19 protein-coding genes are annotated in these 21,194 nt (G+C 71.3%); 10 read left to right on the top strand and 9 right to left on the bottom strand.

Annotated features, from left to right (window positions below):
* Positions 1-43: 43 nt before the first annotated feature.
* Entirely contained in the window at positions 44-2,164 is a 2,121-nt protein-coding gene (gene glgX / locus ACFVGW_RS24490) for a glycogen debranching protein GlgX (RefSeq protein WP_383229085.1), read from the bottom strand.
* 464 nt (positions 2,165-2,628) lie between these two features.
* Between glgX and ACFVGW_RS24485 the strand changes: the two genes are divergently transcribed.
* Positions 2,629-3,879: an SAV2148 family HEPN domain-containing protein gene (locus ACFVGW_RS24485; RefSeq protein WP_352186903.1), complete on the top strand. Its 1,251-nt coding sequence runs from the start codon at positions 2,629-2,631 to the stop codon at positions 3,877-3,879.
* Positions 3,880-3,966: 87 nt separating this feature from the next.
* Entirely contained in the window at positions 3,967-4,689 is a 723-nt protein-coding gene (locus ACFVGW_RS24480) for an exonuclease domain-containing protein (protein ID WP_385853477.1), read from the top strand.
* A 29-nt stretch (positions 4,690-4,718) separates the two neighbouring features.
* Here ACFVGW_RS24480 and ACFVGW_RS24475 read toward each other — a convergent pair whose 3' ends face one another.
* On the bottom strand, positions 4,719-5,549 hold the full coding sequence (locus ACFVGW_RS24475; RefSeq protein WP_385853476.1) for an alpha/beta fold hydrolase: 831 nt from the start codon (positions 5,547-5,549) through the stop codon (positions 4,719-4,721).
* 50 nt (positions 5,550-5,599) lie between these two features.
* Entirely contained in the window at positions 5,600-6,496 is an 897-nt protein-coding gene (locus tag ACFVGW_RS24470) for a phosphotransferase enzyme family protein (RefSeq protein WP_385853475.1), read from the bottom strand.
* Positions 6,497-6,603: 107 nt separating this feature from the next.
* On the opposite strand from ACFVGW_RS24470, the gene ACFVGW_RS24465 reads away from it, so the two are divergent.
* The 7 genes from ACFVGW_RS24465 to ACFVGW_RS24435 all read left to right on the top strand — a co-directional run bounded on the left by ACFVGW_RS24465 (position 6,604) and on the right by ACFVGW_RS24435 (position 13,837).
* Complete coding sequence (locus ACFVGW_RS24465) at positions 6,604-7,575, top strand: carbohydrate ABC transporter permease (RefSeq protein ID WP_385853474.1); 972 nt, start codon at positions 6,604-6,606, stop codon at positions 7,573-7,575.
* Positions 7,572-8,414 carry a carbohydrate ABC transporter permease gene (locus ACFVGW_RS24460; protein WP_383229080.1) on the top strand — a complete coding sequence of 281 codons (843 nt, stop codon included), beginning with the start codon at positions 7,572-7,574 and terminating at the stop codon, positions 8,412-8,414. The genes ACFVGW_RS24465 and ACFVGW_RS24460 overlap by 4 nt, the downstream gene beginning before the upstream one ends.
* Complete coding sequence (locus ACFVGW_RS24455) at positions 8,414-9,709, top strand: ABC transporter substrate-binding protein (RefSeq protein ID WP_385853473.1); 1,296 nt, start codon at positions 8,414-8,416, stop codon at positions 9,707-9,709. The genes ACFVGW_RS24460 and ACFVGW_RS24455 overlap by 1 nt, the downstream gene beginning before the upstream one ends.
* 107 nt (positions 9,710-9,816) lie before the next feature.
* Positions 9,817-11,013, top strand: coding sequence for a macrolide-inactivating glycosyltransferase (mgt, locus tag ACFVGW_RS24450; RefSeq protein WP_385853472.1), 1,197 nt, complete (start codon positions 9,817-9,819; stop codon positions 11,011-11,013).
* 225 nt (positions 11,014-11,238) lie between these two features.
* Positions 11,239-12,441, top strand: coding sequence for a S8 family serine peptidase (locus ACFVGW_RS24445; protein WP_385853471.1), 1,203 nt, complete (start codon positions 11,239-11,241; stop codon positions 12,439-12,441).
* A 118-nt stretch (positions 12,442-12,559) separates the two neighbouring features.
* Positions 12,560-13,114 carry a DUF1697 domain-containing protein gene (locus ACFVGW_RS24440; protein WP_385853470.1) on the top strand — a complete coding sequence of 185 codons (555 nt, stop codon included), beginning with the start codon at positions 12,560-12,562 and terminating at the stop codon, positions 13,112-13,114.
* A gap of 99 nt (positions 13,115-13,213) precedes the next feature.
* On the top strand, positions 13,214-13,837 hold the full coding sequence (locus ACFVGW_RS24435) for a DsbA family protein (protein WP_383229637.1): 624 nt from the start codon (positions 13,214-13,216) through the stop codon (positions 13,835-13,837).
* 27 nt (positions 13,838-13,864) lie between these two features.
* Here ACFVGW_RS24435 and ACFVGW_RS24430 read toward each other — a convergent pair whose 3' ends face one another.
* Entirely contained in the window at positions 13,865-14,911 is a 1,047-nt protein-coding gene (locus ACFVGW_RS24430; RefSeq protein WP_385853469.1) for a PucR family transcriptional regulator, read from the bottom strand.
* A gap of 107 nt (positions 14,912-15,018) precedes the next feature.
* Between ACFVGW_RS24430 and ACFVGW_RS24425 the strand changes: the two genes are divergently transcribed.
* Positions 15,019-15,912, top strand: a complete 894-nt coding sequence (locus tag ACFVGW_RS24425; protein WP_383229641.1) for an alpha/beta hydrolase — start codon at positions 15,019-15,021, stop codon at positions 15,910-15,912.
* On the opposite strand, the gene ACFVGW_RS24420 is transcribed toward ACFVGW_RS24425, so the two are convergent.
* The 5 genes from ACFVGW_RS24420 to ACFVGW_RS24400 form a co-directional block, all read right to left on the bottom strand.
* Positions 15,909-16,802: a sirohydrochlorin chelatase gene (locus tag ACFVGW_RS24420; RefSeq protein WP_385853468.1), complete on the bottom strand. Its 894-nt coding sequence runs from the start codon at positions 16,800-16,802 to the stop codon at positions 15,909-15,911. The genes ACFVGW_RS24425 and ACFVGW_RS24420 overlap by 4 nt on opposite strands.
* A 2-nt stretch (positions 16,803-16,804) precedes the next feature.
* Positions 16,805-17,719, bottom strand: a complete 915-nt coding sequence (locus ACFVGW_RS24415; RefSeq protein WP_383229645.1) for an ABC transporter permease — start codon at positions 17,717-17,719, stop codon at positions 16,805-16,807.
* The gene (locus tag ACFVGW_RS24410; protein WP_385853467.1) at positions 17,706-18,500 is read right to left on the bottom strand and encodes an ABC transporter ATP-binding protein; all 795 of its coding nucleotides are present in this window, start codon (positions 18,498-18,500) and stop codon (positions 17,706-17,708) included. Before ACFVGW_RS24410 ends, ACFVGW_RS24415 begins: the two co-directional genes overlap by 14 nt.
* Positions 18,501-18,535: 35 nt before the next feature.
* A complete protein-coding gene (locus ACFVGW_RS24405) occupies positions 18,536-19,642 on the bottom strand; it encodes an ABC transporter substrate-binding protein (RefSeq protein ID WP_385853466.1) in 1,107 nt (368 codons plus the stop codon).
* 210 nt (positions 19,643-19,852) lie between these two features.
* Positions 19,853-21,193 (bottom strand): sulfate adenylyltransferase subunit 1, encoded by a 1,341-nt coding sequence (locus tag ACFVGW_RS24400; RefSeq protein ID WP_385853465.1) that lies wholly within the window; start codon positions 21,191-21,193, stop codon positions 19,853-19,855.
* Position 21,194: the final 1 nt, after the last annotated feature.

Raw genomic sequence — 21,194 nt, 5'->3', positions numbered from 1 at the left:
CCACGGATCCCGCCGTGCCCGCCACGGATCCCGCCGTGCCCGGCTACGCGGGTCGCTTCAGTACCGTCAGGCTCAACGGCGCCAGCGACACCCGTTCGCCGGCCGCGACCTTGGGGCCCTCCTGAGGTGGAATGCCCTCCGGGTGGGAGGTGTCGACGACCACCCGCCAGCTCTCGCCGTGGTTGATCGGGACCTCGAACTCCAGCTCCTGCGCCGACGCGTTGAACATCAGCAGGAACGAGTCGTCCGCGATCCGTTCCCCCTGCAGCCCCGGCTCCGAGATCGCGTTGCCGTTCAGGAAGACCGACAGCGCCTGGGCGTGCGCCGCCTGCCAGTCCCTGGCCGTCATCTCCTCACCCTCGGGCGTGAACCAGGCGATGTCGGTCAGCTCGTCGTGCGTGCCCTCCACCGGGCGCCCGTGGAAGAAGCGGCGGCGCCGGAAGACCGGGTGGTCGCGCCGGAGCCGGACCATCGCCCGGGTGAACTCCAGCAGGGTGCCCTCCTCCGAGGCGCCCGGCTCGGGCCAGCGCACCCACGACACCTCGTTGTCCTGGCAGTACGCGTTGTTGTTGCCGCCCTGCGTCCGGCCGAACTCGTCGCCGTGGCTGAGCATCGGCACGCCCTGCGAGAGCATCAGCGTCGCGAGGAAGTTCCGCATCTGCCGGGCTCGCAGCTCCCGGATCCCGATGTCGTCGGTGTCTCCCTCGGCCCCGCAGTTCCAGGACCGGTTGTAGCTCTCGCCGTCCCGGTTGCCCTCCCCGTTGGCCTCGTTGTGCTTGCCGTCGTAGCTGACGAGGTCGCGCAGCGTGAAGCCGTCGTGGCAGGTGACGAAGTTGACCGAGGCCAGCGGCCGGCGGCCGTCGTCCTGGTACAGGTCGGACGAGCCGGTGAGCCGGGACGCGAACTCGGCGAGCGTACGCGGCTCCCCCCGCCACAAGTCGCGTACGCAGTCCCGGTACTTGCCGTTCCACTCGGTCCACAGCGGCGGGAAGTTGCCCACCTGGTAGCCGCCCTCGCCGACGTCCCACGGCTCGGCGATCAGCTTGACCTGGCTGACCACGGGGTCCTGCTGCACCAGGTCGAAGAAGGACGACAGCCGGTCCACCTCGTGGAACTGGCGGGCCAGGGTCGCCGCCAGATCGAAGCGGAAACCGTCGACGTGCATCTCCGTCACCCAGTACCGCAGGCTGTCCATGATCAGCTGCAGCACGTGCGGCGAGCGCATGAGCAGCGAGTTCCCGGTGCCGGTGGTGTCCGTGTAGTACCGCTGGTCGTTCGCGAGGCGGTAGTACGAGGGGTTGTCCAGGCCCCGGAAGGAGAGCGTGGGGCCCAGGTGGTTGCCCTCGGCCGTGTGGTTGTAGACCACGTCGAGGATGACCTCGATCCCCGCCTGGTGCAGGGCACGTACCGCCGACTTGAACTCCAGGACCTGCTGGCCCCGGTCGCCCCAGGAGGCGTAGGCGTTGTGCGGGGCGAAGAAGCCGATCGTGTTGTAGCCCCAGTAGTTGGAGAGCCCCGCGTCCACCAGCCGGTGGTCGTTGACGAACTGGTGCACCGGCATCAATTCGAGGGCCGTGACACCCAGTTCCTTCAGATGCCCGATCACCGCCGGGTGCGCGAGCCCCGCGTACGTCCCGCGCAGCTCCTCCGGCAGCTCCGGGTGGAGCATGGTCAGGCCCTTCACATGGGCCTCGTAGATCACGGTCCGGTGGTAGTCGGTGCGCGGTCGCCGGTCGTCGCCCCAGTCGAAGTACGGGTTCACCACGACCGAGGTCATCATGTGCGGCGCCGAGTCGAGGTCGTTGCGGGAGTCCGGCCGCCCGAAGTGGTAGCCGTACACCGCCTCGCCCCACCCGATCGAGCCCGAGACCGCGCGGGCATAGGGGTCCAGGAGCAGCTTCGCCGAGTTGCAGCGCTGCCCGTGCTCCGGCGCGTACGGGCCGTGGACCCGGAACCCGTAGCGCTGACCCGGCATCACTCCCGGCAGATAGGCGTGCCGGACGAAGGCGTCCGTCTCGCGCAGCTCCACCGCCGTCTCCGAGCCGTCGTCATGGATCAGACACAGCTCGATCCTGTGGGCGGCCTCCGAGAAGACCGCGAAATTCGTTCCGGCGCCGTCGTAGGTGGCGCCCAGGGGATACGCCTGTCCCGGCCAGACCTGCATAGATAAGACTCTTCCATTCTGATCCGGGTGTGGGGGTGCACTCCGGCCAGATCCTGCCCGAAAGTGGGGCAACCTCCTAGGACTTCGCCCCGGCCCTGCCGGGTGCGCGTCCATCGGTAATGTGTTCGAACGCAGCTCGGATGTGTGGCGTGTCGGGGGTTTACGGACCGCGCGCCGCCTCTGTCGGCCTCCCGGTCAACCTGGGGTTCCACCCCACCGCCCCGGACGGGGTCCGCCGTCGGCGGGTGGTCCCCCGGCGGGGACCTGCATGCGCGCGCAGGGCCTCACCGGTATGAATCCGCTCACTCCGGTCCATCGCGTCTTGCGGAACGACGCTCGGATCGGGGGGAGTTGAGCAAGCAGCCTGCCGATCCTGCTGCACCGCCTCCCGCTCGGGGAGTACCCTTCCTTGATCGTCGACAGACGGTGGGATCGGGCGTCCAACAGCAGAAGGCGGTGCGCGGGTGAGCTCGGGAGGTCTGGAGCTGCCCCCAGGTGACGCGGGTCACGAGGGGGGTTCGCCCGGCCCCGTGGACGTACCGCCCGGAGCGGTCTCCGTCGCCAGGCCGATGGAGATCGGGGCGGAGCTCGACTGGGGCGCCGAGGCCTGGAGCGAGGTGCGCACCCGCGCCCAGCGGGCAGGGCGGGCCTATATCTGGCTGAATCTCGTCGAGCAGCGGCTCCGTGCCGTGGTGGCCGCCGTGCTGCGGCCGGTGTACGAGCCGGTGCACGGCGAGGACTGGGTCGTGGCCGCGGCGGGGCCGGCGGGGCAGGAGTGGGTGCAGCGCGCCGTCGCCGTCCGCGAGGTCTCACGGCGCAAGGGCTACCTCCTCGACCCGGCCGACGACAACGTCCTCAGCTTCCTCACGCTCCCGCAGCTGCGGGAGCTGATGGTGCAGCACTGGCCGTGCTTCGAGCCGTACTTCGACGACCGGCGCGAGGTCGAACTCGCCCTGGACGAGCTGGAGGTGACGCGCAACGTCGTCTCCCGCAACCGCGCCCTGTCGACCACCGTCCTCGCCCAGTCCGAACGCGCCTCCGCGCGTCTCCTGGAGATCCTCGGCAGCGGCGCGGGCGTGCCGTCCGCCGACCGGCTGCCGGTCGACGCGGTCGAGGACCTGGTGGGCGACCGGTACGCGGACGTGGTCTCCGTCCACCCCGACCGGGTACGGCTGCAGCGCCAGCTGCCGGCCGAGGACCTCTTCGGCGGGGCGCGCCGTCTCGACGCCACGGGCATAGGCCTGAACCTCCTCGTGCAGAACTTCTCCGGCCGGCGGCTGGTGCGGCTCGCCGAGTCCGGCTGCCGCATACGCCTGCTGTTCCTGAATCCGGCGAGCAGTGCCGTCAAGCGCCGCGAGCGGGAACTGGGTCTGAAGAAGGGTGAGTTGAGCCGCTCGGTGGAGATGAACATCCTCCATATGCGGCGGGTGCGGGCCCGGCTGCGCGACCCGGACGCCTTCCAGATCCATGTCTTCGACGAGACGCCGCGCTTCACGGCGTACCTGGTGGACGGGGACGGGCCGGACGGGCTCGCCGTCGTCCAGTCGTACCTGAGGAAGGCGCGGGGGATGGAGGCGCCGGTGCTCGTGCTGCGCGGGGGCGGCCGGAACGTGGTGCGTTCCGGGCAGGTGGCCCGTGACGGTGAATACGGACTTTTCGCAACATATCGCGAGGAGTTCGAGTCGGTCTGGCTCGACTCCCGCCCGGTCTCCTGAGGGCCGGGGACCGCTGTCGGGGGGCGTTGTCAGTGGCCCGTGCGAGGGTGTTCAGCACCACGGGGGAGATCACGTAAGGAGGACCCGATGGCTTGGCACGGGGAAGAGCTGGTCGGATTCGACCTGGAGACGACCGGCACCGAACCGCTGGAGGCGCGGATCGTCACGGCTTCGGTCGTCGGCGTCCGCGGCGGGCGGGTGGTGCGGCAGCGGGACTGGCTCGCCGACCCCGGGATCCGCATCCCGGCGCAGGCGTCCGCGATCCACGGCATCAGCAGCGAGCGGGCGGCCGCCGAGGGCCGGCCGGTCGTCGAGGTGGCCGACGAGATCGCCGAGACACTCACCGGCTACTGGACCCAGGGCGTCCCGGTCGTGGCGTACAACGCCTCGTTCGACCTCACGCTCCTCTCCGCCGAGCTGCGCCGCCACGGCCTGCCCTCGCTGGGCGAGCGGCTGGGCGGCGCTCCGATAGGCCCCGTCGTCGATCCGTACACGATCGACCGGGCCGTCGACCGCTACCGGAGGGGGAAGCGGACCCTGGAGGCGGTCTGCGCCGAGTACGGGGTCGTCCTCGACGCGGCCCACCAGGCCGCCGCCGACGCGCTCGCCGCCGTGCGGGTGGCCGTCGCGATAGCCGAGCGGCACGCGCGGGTTGCCGCGCTGACGCCGGCGGAGCTGCACGAGCGTCAGATCGACTGGTACCGGACCTGGGCCGAGGACTTCCAGGAGTTCCTGCGCCGCAAGGGCACCCCGGAGGCGGTCGTCGACCCGTCCTGGCCGCTGCGCGAGCTCGCGCCGGTGGCCGGCTGACGGACCGCCCCGGCGCGGCCACGGACCCGTCAGCCGATCGGGTTCTCCGCCAGGAAGTCCAGGAGCAGGGTGTTGACCGCGTCCGGCCGGTCCAGCTGGAGCCAGTGCCCCGCGCCCTCCAGGCGCTCGTAGCGCCAGGTGCCGTCCACGTGCTTGCCGGTGCCCGACATCGACTGCTCGGTCATGAAGCGGTCGCCGGTGGACCAGACGCCCAGGACGGGGCCCGGCAGCGGCGGGAGAGGGAAGGCGGGACCGAACTGGACCTCGGCGGGCAGGCCCGCCCGGTAGATGTTCAGGGCGGCGGTCAGCGCGCCCGGCGCCCGCAATGGCTCGATGATCGCCTCCGCGTCCGGGTGCTCGGTGAGCATCTCCCGGAGATTGGCGAAGTCGTCCCGCGCGAGCCAGTCCTCGGCGAGCCCCGGGAACTGGAACAAGATCATGTACCAGGAGCGCTGCTTCTGCTCGAAGCCCGCGTCACGGATCGCGCCGATGTGCCCGACCGACAGGATGCTGAGACTCGCGACCCGCTCGGGCACCGTCTGCGCGAGCCCCTGGACCACGCCCGAGCCCCAGTCGTGCCCGACGAGATGGACCCGGTCGATCTCCAGCCGGGCGAGCAGTTCCAGCAGATCGCCGACGTGCTTGGCCGGGTGGTACGCCTCGGTCCCGCCCTCAGGCCGCCCCGAGGCGCCGAAGCCCCGCAGAGTGGGAGCCACGCACCGGTACCCGGCCGCGGTCAGGGCGGGCACCTGGTGGCGCCAGAGACGGTGGCTGTCGGGGAAGCCGTGCACCAGCAGGACGGCCGGACCCTGGCCGCTCACCTCGACGTCGAGCGTCACCTCGGACAGTTCCACACGCACCACAACACCCCGATCGTGAATGGGAATTCGAGTGGTGGGCTCCCCTGAGGTCAGAAGGGGTACCACCGCACCTCGGGATCACCCTCTCGCAGCGACGCCACCCGCCGCTCGAATTCGGCCAGCGCCTTGGGGTTCGTCGGCGCGTGCTGCGCGACCCAGGCACAGCTCGCGGTCTCCCGTGCCCCGCGGAGCACCGCGCACCCCTCCCACTCCCGTACGTCCCAGCCGTACGCCTCGGTGAAGGCGTCGTGGGCGGCGGGGTCGAGTCCGTACCGGTCGCGGGAGAGGGCCAGCACCACCAGGTCGTGTTCGCGCAGATCGGAGGAGAAGGTCTCCAGGTCGACCAGGACCGGTCCGTCCGGGCCGACATGCACGTTGCGGGGGAGGGCGTCGCCGTGGATCGGGCCGGGCGTGAGGTGCGGGGTGAGTGCGGCGGCCGCGGGCGCGAAGGCGTCGCGCCGCTCGCGCAGGAAGGCCGCGTCGGCCGGGTCGACGGCGTCGCCCGCGAGCCGCAGCCACCGCTCGACCCCGCCCAGCAGGTCGCGGCGCGGCAGCGTGAAGCCCTCCGGCTCCGGCAGGGCGTGGATCCGCCGCAGCAGGGGGGCCAGATCCCGCGGTTCGGCCGGGCGCACCGCCTCGGGGAGACGGTGCCAGAGGGTGACCGGGTGGCCGTCGACCAGGCTGGGTTTCGGCTCCGCCGCCCGTACGGCCGGGATGCCGGTCTCCGCCAGCCAGTCCGCGAGCGCGAGCTCCCGCTCGGCGCGGGGGAGCAGGCCGGCGTCCCGGCCGACCTTCACCACGAGCTCGCCCAGGGCGAAGACCGCGTTCTCACCGAGCGCGAGGAGCCGCGCGTCGGACCCGCCCGCGCGGCCGGTCGTGGCCCCGGCCGTGGCGCCCGTCGACAGCCCCGCGGCGGCCAGGATCTCCCGTGCCCGCGCCTCGTCCATCCGTCTCTCCCAGCTGTCCCCGATGCCTGTGCGAATCAGCCAAAGTCTCGCATCCCCGCAGGTTGTCTTGACGGACCGACGGCCTGTCAGGACCATGACGGAGGCCGATGCAGCGTGGCAAAAGGCGCACAAGGGGTCGAACTGTGAGTGTGGCGACCGCGGTGAAGCGGTCCGGCGGAACAACGGCCGCCGGCGGAAGACCGAGCGCCGGGAGGGACCACGGCGCCTGGTTCCTGGTACTGCCCGCGCTCCTCCCCATCCTGGTCCTCAGCGTCGGCCCCCTGCTCTACGGCATCGCGCTCGCCTTCACCGACGCGCAGTCCGGCCGGACCCAGGCCACCCAGTGGGTCGGCACGCTCAACTTCCAGGACCTGCTGCACGACACGCTCTTCTGGGACTCCTTCCGGATCGGGCTGCTCTGGGCCGTCGGTGTCACCGTCCCGCAGTTCCTGCTCGCCCTCGGCCTCGCGCTGCTGCTCAACCAGAACCTCCGCTTCCGTTGGCTGGCCAGGGCACTCGCGATCATCCCCTGGGCCATGCCGGAGGTCGTCGTCGGCATCATGTGGCGGCTCGTCTACAACCCCGACGCCGGCATCCTCAACGAGACCGTCCGGGATCTCGGCCTCGGCGACGGACGTGACTGGCTCACCGGGCTCGCCACCGCCCTGCCCGCCGCGATCCTCGTCGGCATCTGGGCCGGAATGCCGCAGACCACGGTCGCCCTCCTCGCCGGCCTGCAGAACACCCCGCACGAACTCCACGAGGCCGCGGCCCTCGACGGCGCGGGCGCCTGGCGCCGCTTCCGTACCGTCACCTGGCCCGCCCTCAAACCAGTGGCCCTCGCCATCACGGCCCTCAACTTCATCTGGAACTTCAACTCGTTCGCCCTCGTCTACGTGCTGACCAGCGGCGGACCCGGCGGCCGCACGCGGCTTCCCATGCTCTTCGCCTACGAGGAGGCCTTCCGCTACGGGCAGTTCGGCTACGCCGCCGCGATGGGCTGCGTCATGGTCGCCGTCGTCTCCGTGCTCCTCGCCCTCTACCTCGTCGGCCGGCTGAAGGGGGACCAGGACCGGTGAGCACGCTCCGTACCAGCAGACCGGCGCGCTTGGGCCAGTACCTCGCGCTCCTCGCGTATCTGGTCTTCCTCGCCTTCCCGTTCCTCTGGCTGGTCTCCACCGCCTTCAAGCCGGCGACCGAGCTCGGCTCGCTCCACCCGACCTGGATCCCCGAGGACCCGACCCTCGCCAACTTCCGGCAGGCGTTCGACGAGCAGCCGCTGCTCAGGGCCGCCACGAACAGCCTGATCGCCGCGCTCGCCGCGGCTCTGATCGCCGTCGTCATCGCGACGCCCATGGCCTATGTCATGGCCCGGCACCGCGGCCGGCTCTCCACCGCCGCCACCGGCTGGGTCGTGATCAGCCAGGCCTTCCCGTTCGTGCTGGTGATCATCCCGCTCTTCCTCGTCCTGAAGAACCTGCATCTGATCAACAGCCTCTTCGGGCTCGTCCTGGTCTACGTCGTCTGGTCGCTGCCGTTCGCGCTGTGGATGCTGGCCGGATACGTCCGGGCCGTCCCGGCCGAGCTGGAGGAGGCCGCGGCCGTCGACGGCGCCGGGAGGCTCCGTACCCTCGTCTCGGTCACGGCCCCGCTGCTCGCCCCCGGCATCGTCGCCACCGCGCTCTTCGCCTTCATCACCGCGTGGAACGAGTTCTTCTTCGCGCTCGTCCTGCTCAAGACCCCGGAGAAGCAGACCTTGCCGGTCGTCCTCACCCACTTCCTCGGCGCGGAGGGGGTGGCCGACCTCGGGCCCCTGGCCGCCGCCGCGTTCCTCGCCACGATCCCCTCGCTCGTGATCTTCGCGATCATCCAGAAGCGCATCACGGGCGGGATGCTGGCCGGGGCGGTGAAGTCCTGATGCGCGTACGGACGTTCACGGCCGCCGTCGCCACGGCCGCGCTGCTCCTGACCGGGTGCTCGGCCGGGGACGAGCCCGGCGACGGGACCGTACGGCTGCGGTTCCAGTCCCTGGCCTGGCAGAAGGAGTCCGTCGACGCCAACCGGGAACTGGTCGCCGAGTGGAACGCCGCCCACCCCGACATCCAGGTCGACTACGTCCAGGGCAGCTGGGACTCCGTCCACGACCAGCTCCTCACCTCCTTCGAGGGCGGCGAGGCGCCCGACATCATCCATGACGCCTCCGACGACCTCGCCGACTTCGCGTACGGCGGCTATCTGGCCGATCTGACCGGCCTCCTGTCCGAGCGGCTCAAGGCCGACATCCCGGCGCGCAGCTGGGAGACGACGACCTTCGGCGACGGGATCCACGGCGTGCCGTTCCTCCAGGAGCCGCGCGTGATCATGGCCAACAAGCGGATCCTGGAGTCCTCGGGCGTCCGCCTCCCGACGCCCGAACGGCCCTGGAGCTGGGAGGAGTTCCGGCAGATCACCAAGAACCTCACGGCCTCCATGGGCAAGGGGCGGTACGCGGTCGCCTGGCCGCTCAAGGAGCCCGTCTCGGTCAGCCTCAACCTGGGCCTCTCGGCCGGCGGACAACTCTTCCACCGCGGCACCGACGGCAAGGTGACCGTCCGCTTCACCGAGCAGGACGAGATCGTGCCCGGCACCGTCCACGACCAGGTCAACACCGACCTCAGCGCCTCGCGTTCGACGCTCGGCACCGGCGGCTCCGACGCGCTGCCGGGCTTCTTCGGCGGCAAGTACGCGATGGTGCCGCTCGGCTTCTCGTACCGCCAGCAGATCACCCAGCAGGCGCCGAAGGGCTTCGAGTGGATCGTCCTGCCCGCGCCCGCCGGCGCGAACGGGCTCGCGCAGGGCGTCAGCCCGCAGACGCTCTCCCTCGCCGAGGACAGCCCGCACAAGAAGGAGGCGGCGCAGTTCCTCGACTTCTTCCTCCAGCCGGCGAACATGGTCCGCCTCGCCCGCGGCGACTGGATGCTGCCCACCGGGACCGCGGCCCTCGCCGATCCCTCGCTCCACACCCCGAAGGACGGCTGGGCGACCGGCGCCGCCGTGGCCGGGCATCTGCGCTCCGCGCCCGCGCAGTCGGTCCGCGGCTACCCCGAGTGGAAGGACAAGGTGGCCACTCCGGCCTACCAGGAGTACTACAGCGGGGCGATCGACGCGGCGGAGCTGCGGAGGCGTCTGGAGGAGGACGGCAATCTCGTCCTCGCCCGCTACCAGCGCGATTGAGCCAACCCCTGGCCCAAGGCGTCCCTTTTGAGTCACCCCCGGCCGTGGGGTGATCCTTCGCGCTTCATGAAGTGGACGAGACGTCTCGTCTCGTTTAATGTGAGCGCATGACCACGACCCCGCGCCTCGCCCACATCGCCATGTTCTCGATCGCCGCCCACGGCCATGTGAACCCGAGCCTCGAAGTGATCCGCGAGCTCGTCGCCCGCGGGCACCGCGTCAGTTACGCCATTCCCGCCTCCTTCGCCGACAAGGTCGCCGCCGCCGGTGCCACCCCCGTCGTCTACACCTCCACGCTCCCGACCGACGAGGACCCGGACGCCTGGGGCACCGAACTCATCGACAACATCGAGCCCTTCCTCCGTGACGCGATCCAGGCCCTGCCCCAGCTCGCCGCCGCCTTCGACGGCGACAGGCCGGACCTCGTCCTCCACGACATCACCGCCTACCCCGCACCCGTCCTCGCACACGGGTGGGGTGTGCCCGTCGTGGGACTCTGGCCGAATCTCGTTCCCTGGAAGGGATACGAGGAGGAGGTGGCCGAGCCCATGTTCGCCGAGCTCAAGGCCTCCGACCGGGGCAAGGCGTACTACGCCCGCTTCGAGAACTGGCTGGCCGAGTACGGTGTCGACACCCACCCCGACCGGCTCGTCGCCCGCCCCCGCCGCGCGATCGCCCTCATCCCGCGCGCCCTCCAGCCGCACGCCGACCGGGTCGACGAGTCCGTCTTCACCTTCGTCGGCGCCTGTCAGGGCGACCGGGCCGACCAGGGGGAGTGGCGGCGGCCGGCGGGTGCGGAGAAGGTCCTCCTGGTCTCGCTGGGGTCGGCCTTCACCAAGCAGCCGGACTTCTACCGGGCGTGCGTCGCCGCGTTCGGCGACCTGCCCGGCTGGCACGTCGTGCTCCAGATCGGCGCGTTCGTCGACCCGGCCGAGCTGGGGGAGCTCCCCGCCAACGTCGAAGTGCACTCCTGGGTACCCCAGTTGGCGATCCTGAGGCAGGCGGACGCCTTCATCACCCATGCCGGGGCGGGCGGCAGTCAGGAGGGGCTGGCCACCGCCACCCCGATGGTCGCGGTTCCGCTGGCCACCGACCAGTTCGGCAACGCCGACATGCTCCAGTCCCTGGGTGTGGCACGGCACCTGCCGATGGAGGAGGTGACCCCCGAGCGCCTGCGTGAGGCCGTCCTCGGCCTCGTGGGCGATCCCGAAGTGGCCCTCCGTGCCCGGGAGGTCCGGGAGCGAATGGCGAACGAGGGCGGAACGCTCCGGGCGGCGGACCTGATCGAGGCCGAACTGCTGTGACGAAACCTTGATGTAGGCCCCTGGGAATGGCCCAGGGGCCTTACGTGTGCGCCGAGTTGGGGCGAGATGCCCCATTGATTATTACGAAGGCTTGTTGAGTAAATCACAGATGTATGAAGGTCTTGATTTGCACTCGTCAATGAGCAAGGGTTTCGAGGCAGCCACCGGAGAGTTTCCTTCCGGAGGCTCGACCCCCCACAAATCCTGACGAGGAGACCCCTCTTCATGGCAATACACAAGCGTGTTCGCCGGACCAAGCTCATCGCCGTCTCGACCGCGATCGCAGCAGCGGCCGGAGTCACCGTCATCGTCAGCCCGTTCGCCGGCGCGGCCCCCGCACCCGCCCTCGGAACGGTCCACGGCCTCGGCGTCGAAGGCGCCGTCGCAGGCAGCTACATCGTTCTGCTGGACGAGAAGGCCGACAAGGGCGATCTGGCGAAGGAGTACGGCGGCACCCTGCGCCGCAGCTACGACTCCGCCGTCAACGGCTTCTCGGTGAACGGCCTTTCGGAGACCGAGGCCAAGCGTCTCGCCGCCGACCCGGCCGTCGCCAAGGTCGTCCAGAACAAGAAGTTCACCATCAACGCGACCCAGGACAACCCTCCGTCCTGGGGCCTGGACCGGGTCGACCAGGCCGACACGGCCGGCGACTCCAAGTACACCTACCCGGACGCCGCGGGCGAGGGCGTCACGGCCTACGTCATCGACACCGGGGTCCGCGTCACGCACAAGGACTTCGAGGGCCGCGCCACCTCGGGCTTCGACGCGGTCGACAACGACGACGACGCCTCCGACGGCAACGGTCACGGCACGCACGTCGCCGGCACGATCGCCGGCGCCGCGCACGGAGTCGCCAAGAAGGCGAAGATCGTCGCCGTCCGCGTCCTCGACGACAACGGCTCGGGGACGACCGAGCAGGTCGTCGCCGGCATCGACTGGGTCACCAAGAACCACCAGGGCCCGTCCGTCGCCAACATGAGCCTCGGCGGAGGTGCCGACCCGGCCCTCGACGAGGCCGTGCAGAAGGCCATCGCCGCCGGTGTCACCTTCGGTGTCGCCGCGGGCAACGAGTCCTCGGACGCGGGCCAGGGCTCCCCCTCCCGGGTGAAGGAAGCCATCACCGTGGCCTCCTCCACCAAGGAGGACCAGCAGTCCGACTTCTCCAACTTCGGCTCCGTGGTGGACCTCTACGCCCCGGGTTCGGACATCACCTCGGCGTGGAACGACAGCGACGAGGGCACGAAGACCATCTCCGGCACGTCGATGGCGACCCCGCACGTGGTCGGCGCCGCGGCCGTCTACCTCGCGGCCCACAAGGACGCCACGCCGGACCAGGTCGCCAAGGCGCTCGTCGACGGCGCCACCGCGGACAAGATCAGCAACCCGTCCGAGGGCACCGCGAACAAGCTGCTCAAGATCGTCGAGTAGCGAGCCACCGTGCCGCTGCCGGGCCGCGTGATCCAGCGGTCCGGCAGCGGCGGCTCCACAGACCGGCGGCCGCCGTGCCCTCCCCCACGGGGCACGGCGGCCGCCCTATCGTGGGGCCATGACGACGACGTACGCCGCGCTGCTGCGCGGGATCAACGTGGGCGGACACCGCAAAGTACCGATGGCGGAACTCCGTTCACTGCTCGAAGAGCTCGGCCACCTCGATGTCCGGACCTATCTGCAGAGCGGCAACGCCGTCTTCACCACCGACACCGGCCGGCTGACCGACCAGGAGCTGACCACCGCGCTCGAAGAGGCGATCGAGAAGCGGTTCGGCTTCCGTGTCGACTGCCTCGTCCGCGACGCCGCCTACCTCGCCGCCGTCGTCGACGCCTGCCCGTTCCCGGCCGCGGAGCTCGAAGGCAAGCAGCTCCACGTCACCTACCTCTCGGAGCCGGTCACCCCCGAGCGGTTCGCCTCGATCGACCAGACCGCCTTCCTGCCCGAGGAGTTCCGGCTCGGCGACCGCGCGCTGTACCTCTACGCCCCCGAGGGGCTCGGCCGGTCCAAGCTCGGGGAGGTGCTCTCCCGCCCCGCTCTCTTCAAGGGGATCGTGGCCACCAGCCGCAACTGGAACACCGTGGTCAAGCTCGCGGAGATGACCCGGGCCTGAGCCCGTCCCCGAAGGCTCGGCCACCCCTCGAAGTGGCCCGCCCGACCGGGCCCCGAATGGCCCGGCCCGGGCCGCCGGCGGCTGGCTAGGCTCCCCGGCATGACCACCGAGACAGCGACCGAGCCCGTCGTCGACTTCTACTTCGACCCCGCCTGCCCCTTCGCGTGGATCACCTCGCGCTGGATGCTGGAGGTCGAGCGGCACCGCGACATCGAGCTGCGCTTCCGGGTGATGAGCCTGTACCTCCACAACATGGGCAACGAACTCCCCGACTGGTACCGGGAGCTGGTCGACGCGTCCATAGGACCCGTGCGAGTGGCGGCAGCGGCGGCCGAGCGGCACGGCGAGGACGTCCTGCGCGACCTCTACACCGCCTACGGCACCCGGATCCACCAGGAGAAGAACAAGGACTTCGACGCCGTGATCGCCGAGTCCCTCGCGGAGGCCGGCCTCCCCGCCGACCTCGCCGCGGCGGCCCACGACCCGTCGTACGACGAGGCCGTCCGGCGCAGCCACGACGCCGGGAAGGACCCCGAGGCCGAGGGCTACGTCGGCACGCCGACCCTCCACGTCGACGGCACCGTCTGGTTCGGACCGGTCCTGCGGGCCGTCCCGCGCGGCAAGGAGGCGGCCGACCTCTTCGACAGCTTCCGCGTGCTCGCAGGTCACCCCGACCTCTTCGAGATCAAGCGGACCCGGACGGGCGGCCTCGACTTCGGCTGACCCTCCGGCCGACCGGCCGGCGGCCTCCTAGGCCGTCGGTCCGTCGTCGAGCAGCCGGCGCGCGACGAGCGCGAGGCCGGCCCGGGTCCGCCCCGAGGGTGTGGTGAGGTCGATGCCCAGTGTCCGCCCGATCTGCTCGATCCGGCGGGCGACGCTGCTGTGGTGCAGATGGAGCAGGTCGGCGGCCTGACGCAGCGAGCCGGTGGCGCAGTACGCCTCCAGGGTCTGCACGTCGTCCGAGTTGCCGGCGATGCGCGCCATCGCGGCCACGTCGGCGTTGCCGCGGGACACGTCCTCGGGCACCTCCGCCAACAACGCGAGGGCGCCCAGGTCGTCGTGGTGGACGACGGGCTCGCGCGGGGTGGTGAAGCGGAGGGCGGTGCGGGCCTCCCGCCAGGAACGCTCGGGGCTCTCGGCGCCGCCGATCCCCGCCCGTACCCCCTCCGGAAACCGGTCGCGGTCCACGGTGGCGGCCAGGACGACGCCGACATCGGCGAGCGGGGCCGCCTTCACCAGGCGGGCCGGGCAGACCAGGGCGCCGATCCGGTCGAGCGGAAGCCCCGAGCGTACGGCGACGACGCGCACCGGCTGGTCGGCGGCGAAGCCCAGGAGACGCAACGCCCGGGCCCGGGCGGCCTCGTCGGTGCCGGAGCCGATGACCAGCTCGACGAGGGCCGGATCGGCCATCGTGGTCGTGGCCGGGCCGTACCGCTCGACGACCGCCGCGGCGGCGAGGGCGAGCCGGTCGAGCAGGACCGCGTCGAGCGGTCCGGGCGGGCCGGGCCGTTCCAGCCAGACCGCGCCGATCTCCTCCCCGTCGAGGGTGATCGGCACCGTGGTGGAGGCGGGCGCGGGCCGGGCGGACGCCTCCCCGCCGTCGGACGCGACCCGGATCGTGCGACCCGTGCCGTGGAGCCGTATGCCCGTCACGGACTCCGCCAGGCCGGCCGAGGCCCGGGCGAGGGCGGGGAGATCCACCCGGCGGCGCATCAGCGTGTCGTAGAACGCGACGACCCTGAGCGCACCCTCGACGTACGGATCCAGTCCTGAGAGTCGAACGGCCAGTGCCTCCATGGGAGAAGGATAGGAGGATGCGGGTGCGCCGATCGGTGCGTCATCGGGACCAGGAGCGCGACGACGGTCGCTGACGCCCGGTGGGCGGCGGCCGGGAGGATGGCGACATGGACCCAGAACTCGAAGCGTTCCTCCCGTTCATCCCGAAGCCGGACTACTCCGATCCCGTCGCCACACGCATCGCCTTCGCCGAACGCGCCGCCGCGTTCCCGGTGCCGGACACCACCGGCATGGAGATCGAGAACCGCCTGGTTCCCGCCGATCCGGACGTGGCGGTGCGGATCTACCGTCCGCAGCAGGCACAGGGCGCCGTCATCTGGCTGCACGGCGGCGGATTCGTCTTCGGCGACCTGGACACCGAACATCCGTGGGCCTCCCGCATCGCCCTCGCCTCCGGCGCGGTGGTGATCTCGGTCGACTACCGCCTCTCTCCCGAGCACCCGTTCCCCGCCGCCCTGGACGACGCGTACGCCGTCCTGGCCTGGACGGCCGAGCACGCCGCCGACCTCGGCATCGACCCGGAGCGGATCGCCGTCGGCGGGCACAGCGCCGGTTCGGGTCTCGCTGCCGCGGTGGCGCTGCTGGCACGCGACCGGCAGGGCCCGCCGATCCGCTTCCAACTCCTCAACCAGCCCGGGCTCGACGACCGCCAGGAGACGTGGTCGCAGCGGAACTTCACCGACACCCCCTGGGTGGACCGGCACACGCTCACCACGGTGTGGCGGCACTACCTCGGCACCCAGGCGGCCACTCCGTACGCCGCACCGGCACGCGCCACCGATCTGTCCGGGCTGCCGCCGGCGTACGTCACCACCGCGGAGTTCGACCCGGTCCGCGACGAAGCCATCGAGTACGGGCTGCGCCTGCTGCAGGCGGGCGTCCCGGTCGAGCTCCACCACTTTCCCGGCACGTTCCACGGCTCACAGACGATCCTGTCCGCCGAGGTCTCGCAGCGCCAGATCGCCGAACTGGCCGCAGTCCTGCGGCGCGCGCTGGCCTAACCCGCGGCCCGGGCGGCGAGCCGCTTCTCCGCCGACGCCCGGCACTCCTCGTACCGGTCGACGAGGAGGCGGGCGAGTTCCGGCGACGGGCCGAGGACGTCCGCCAGGACGTCCGCATCCGCCGCGCCGGCGGCGATGCGGTCCGGCAGGCGGCCGGGGGCGATGACGTAGGGGGCCACCGCCACCCGGCGTACGCCGTCGGCACGCATCGCGCGGACCGCGTCCTCGGTCCGCGGGAGAGATGCGGAGGCGAACGCAGGCCGCACGGAGCACCAACCGGTGCGCCGCAGCTCCCGCGCCGTTTCTGCGATCGCTGCGATCGCCTCCGGGTCTGTCGAGCCCGCCGAGGCCAGGACGACCCCGGTCGTGCGCTTCATTTCGTCGACCGCCCGGCGCCACGCGGTGACCGCTGCCGGGGGTCCGGGGGTTGCCCCCCGGGTGGACGCGGCTGCGATCGCTGCGATCACCTCCGGGTCGGGCGAGCCCGCCGAGGCCGGGACGACCCCGGTCGAGCCGGCGTCGGCGGGCGTCAGGCCCGCCTCGAAGAGGCGCCGCTGCACCGCCGCGACCAGCAGCGGTGACGGGCCGAGCACCTCCGCCTGGCGGATCCGCAGACCCGCCGGGGCCTGCCGCAGCACGGCCGGGATGTCGGCCTTCGCGTGGAAGGCACGGGTCAGCAGCAGCGGCAGCGCCACCACGTCCCGTACCCCCTCGGCCGCGAGCCGGTCGAGCACCCCGGGGACCGACGGCAGGTTGAAGTCGAGGAACGCCGTCTCCACGCGCAGCCCCGGCCGCAGCGACCCGGCCTCGCGCACCAGCGCGTGCACGGTCGCGGCGTGCCGCGGATCGCGGCTGCCGTGGGCGATGACGAGGAGGACGGGAGCACTCATGGTCAGCCCTTCACCAGCAGGCCACGACCGCGCAGCACCGCGCGCTCCAGCGGACTGAAGATCAGCAGATCGATGGCGACACCGACCAGCAGGATCAGGATGATGGCCAGGAAGATCCCCGGCATGTCGAAGTTGTTCCGGCCGTTCTCCAGCAACTGGCCGAGTCCCAGGCCCAGGTCGGGCGACGAGGCGATGATCTCGGCGGCCATCAGCGAGCGCCAGGAGAACGCCCAGCCCTGCTTCAGACCCGCGAGATAGCCCGGCAGCGCGGCCGGCATCACGATGTGCCAGGCACCCTTGAGCCCGGTCGCGCCCAGCGTGCGCCCCGCCCGCAGGAACAGCGGCGGGACCTGGTCGACACCGGCCACCAGGCCGTTGGCGATCGACGGCACGGCGCCCAGCAGGATCACCGCGTACATCATCGAGTCGTTGAGGCCGATCCACAGTACGGCCGGCGCCACCCACGCCACCGAAGGCAGCGACTGCAGGCCCGCGAGCACCGGCCCGATCGCCGCGCGCACGAACTTCACGCGGGCGACCAGCAGTCCCAGCGGGGTACCGATGGCGAGCGCCATCAGGAAGCCGAGCAGGGCCCGTGACACGCTCGTCCAGAGCACCTCGAGGAGCGTGCCCTGCAGCCACATGCTGGTCAGGCTCTCCCAGACCGCCTTCGGCGCGGGCAGCTTGGACTCGTCGGTGACCTCGGCCATGACGAGCAGCTGCCAGACCGCGAGGACCAGGACCACGGCCAGGACCGGCGGCAGGACCTTCTTCACCAGGACCTCGCGCACCGGCGTACGGCGCACTTGCACCGCGTCCAGCGCGTCGAGGCCCGCCTCCAGGCCGGCCAGGTCGTCGGCCTTCGAGACCTTCGAGGCCGTCGCGGCCTCCGGGCCCGTCGTTTCAGTGCTGGCCATGGCGGCGGATCTCCCCACGCAGTTCTTCGGTGATCTCGACGGACAGTTCCGCCACGTCGGCGTCCTCGATACGACGCGGCTGAGGGATGTCGATGGTCCACTCCCGGGCGATCCGCCCGGGACGGGACGACAGCAGCACCACGCGTTCGGCCAGCCGCACGGCCTCGCGCACGTTGTGGGTCACGAACAGCACCGAGAGGTTCGTCTCGCGCCAGATCCGGGTCAGCTCGTCGTGCAGCACGTCCCGCGTGATGGCGTCGAGCGCCGCGAACGGCTCGTCCATCAGAAGCAGGTCGCTGTCCTGGGCGAGCGCGCGGGCCAGCGCGACGCGCTGGCGCATGCCGCCGGACAGCTCGTGCACCCGCTTGCGGTACGAGCCGCTGAGCCGCACCAGGTCGAGCAGGCGCTCGGCCTCCGGGCGCCGCTCGGACTTCGGCACCCCGCGCAGCCGCAGCGCCAGTTCGATGTTCTTGCCCGCGGTCAGCCACGGGAACAGGGCGTGCTCCTGGAACATCAGGGCGGGCCGGCCGCCGGGGGTCTCGATGGCCCCCGCGGACGGCCGGTCGAGCCCGGCGACCAGGTTGAGCAGGGTCGACTTGCCGCACCCGGACGCGCCGAGGAGCGTGACGAATTCGCCCGGGGCGACATCGAGCGAGATGTCGTCGAGGACGAGCTGGCCTCCGGCGGGACCGCCGAAGGACTTCGAGACATGGGCGATCCGGGCGGCGTGCGTCACCGTCGCACGGTCCTCGGCCTTGGCGAGTGTCGCGGTCGTGGCCATGGTCGTCACCTCCTGGGTATGAGCGGCGGACGTGTTCACTTGACGCCGAGACCGGCGTCGGGGACCTCGGGACGGCCCGCGGCCTTCAGCACCTTGTTCAGGGGCTTCAGGTCGTAGATGCCGTCGAGGTCGGGCTGCTTGAGGAGACCGGCCTTCACCGCGTGGCCCGCCTGGGCCTGGAGCGTGGCGGCGAGCGGGTCGTCGGTGAACCGGATGGAGGGCCAGGCGCCGTCGATGACCTTCGCGCCGAGCGGCTTGCCGGTCAGCTCCTCCAGCTTGGCGTTGGCGGACGCCTTGGCCCTGCCGGGGTTGGCGTTGATCCAGTCGTTGGTCTTCTGCGAACCGCGCAGTACGGCCTCGACGACGTCCGGGTGCTCGGTGAGGAACTTCTGCGACACGATGATGTTCGTGATCACGAACTTGTTGTCGGGCCAGAGTGTCGACTCGTCGAGGAGGACCTTGCCGCCCTCGGCGACGAGCTTGGAGGCGGTGGGCTCGGGGACCCAGGCGCCGTCGATGGAGCCCGTCTTGTAGGCGTCCGGGGTGATCTTGTTGTCGGTGCGCAGGACGGAGACGTCGCCCTTGCCGCTCTGGGCGTCGACCTTCCAGCCCTTCTCGGAGATCCAGTTGAGGAAGGCGACGTCCTGGGTGTTGCCGAGCTGCGGAGTGGCGATCCGCTTGCCCTTGACGTCGTCCAGGGTCTTGATCTTCTCCGGGTTCACGACCAGCTTCACCCCGCCGGAGGCCGAACCCCCGACGATCCGCAGGTTCTTGCCCTGGGACTTGGTGTAGCCGTTGATCGCGGGGGAGGGGCCGACGTACGCGATGTCGACCGACTCGGCGTTCAGCGCCTCGATGGCGGAGGGGCCCGCGTTGAAGGTGGCGACCTTCAGCCGGGTTCCGCCCAGCTCCTTCTGGATGAAGCCCTCTTCGTCACCGACGAGCGCGGTGGCGTGGGTCAGGTTCGGGAAGTAGCCGAGCCGGACCGTGTCGGCCGAGAGCTTCGCGCCCACCGCGGCCACCTTCTGCTCGTCACTCTTCGCCTGCGACCCGTAGCCGCAGGAGGCCAGCACGCCGATCAGCAGCGGCAGGGCCGCGGCGGCGACGAGCGGGCGGCGCGGAGTCGTACGGAAGGCAGGCACGGAGGCGGTTTCCCCTCAGGGTCTTCGAAGGCTTCTTCGGCTGTGTCGTTCGTGGAAGGCGTGGAACGGGTGGAGCGGGACGGCGCCGCGTACGCGGCGCGCCGGCATCAGCACGCACATCGCGCGACCCCTCCGCTGCCCGCGCCGAGGGCGCCGGAACCCACGCGGCCGCCCTCCTTGGCGAAGGTGCCGTAGGCGTCGTACGTCATGTCAGAAGTCCCAGCCCTCGTCGTCCGCGACCACGGCCACGGCCTTGGCGTCGGCGAAGGACGTGCCCGCCATGCCCGCCGCGAGCGTGGTGCCGTCCGCGGGGTCGATCAGCAGGAACGAACCGGTGCGACGCGAGTCGGCGTACGAGTCGAGCGCGAGCGGCTCGGCCGTACGGACCTTGACCCGGCCGATGTCGTTGGCGACCAGCTGCCCCGGCTCGGGGTGCTGGGAGAGGTCGTCCAGCGTCAGCCGGGACGGGATCTCCTTGACGATCGCCTTGACCGTGCGCGTGGTGTGCTTGAGCAGCACCCGCTGGCCCACGCTGAGCGGCTGGTCCGCCACGTGGCAGACCGTCGCCTCGACGTCCTGGCTGGTGGCCGGGGCGTCCCCGCTCGGGGCGAGGAGATCGCCGCGCGAGATGTCGATGTCGTCCGCCAGCCGGATCGTGACCGACTGCGGCGCCCAGGCGATGTCCACCGACTCGCCCAGCGCGTCGATCGCGGTGATCGTGGAGGTCTTGCCCGCCGGCAGGACGGTGATCTGCTCGCCGACCCGGAAGGCGCCGGCCGCGATCTGACCGGCGTAGCCCCGGTAGTCCGGGTGCTCGGCGGTCTGCGGGCGGATCACGTACTGCACGGGGAAGCGCGCGTGGCAGGCCGTCAGGTCGTGGCTGACCGGCACGGTCTCCAGGTGTTCCAGAACCGTCGGACCGCCGTACCAGTCCATGTTGGCGGAGGGCTCCACCACGTTGTCGCCGGCCAGCGCGGAGATCGGGATCGCGGTGATCTCCGGGACGCCCAGCTCGGAGGCGTACGTCGTGAACTCCTCGGCGATCGCAGCGAAGACGGGCTCCGCGTAGTCGACGAGGTCCATCTTGTTGACGGCCAGGACGACGTGCGGCACCCGCAGCAGCGCCGCGACGGCCGCGTGGCGGCGGGTCTGCTCGACCACGCCGTTGCGCGCGTCGACCAGGACCACGGCCAGCTCGGCGGTGGAGGCGCCGGTGACCATGTTCCGGGTGTACTGCACGTGCCCGGGGGTGTCGGCGAGGATGAACCGGCGCCGCGGGGTCGCGAAGTAGCGGTACGCCACGTCGATGGTGATGCCCTGCTCCCGCTCGGCCCGCAGACCGTCGGTGAGCAGCGCCAGGTCCGGGGCCTCCTGGCCGCGCTTGAGGGACGCGGCCTCCACGGCCTCCAGCTGGTCGGTCAGGACCGACTTGGAGTCGTGCAGGAGCCGGCCCACCAGCGTGGACTTGCCGTCGTCGACGGATCCGGCGGTCGCGAATCGCAGCAGGGTGGTCGCCGAGACGTCGGCGAACTGCTCGGTCGTGCTCGTCATG

The organism is Streptomyces sp. NPDC127129, from assembly GCF_042671585.1.
GTDB lineage: Bacteria > Actinomycetota > Actinomycetes > Streptomycetales > Streptomycetaceae > Streptomyces.
The sequence above is the reverse complement of the archived record's forward strand: the minus strand, read 5'-3'. Positions and strand labels throughout refer to the sequence as shown.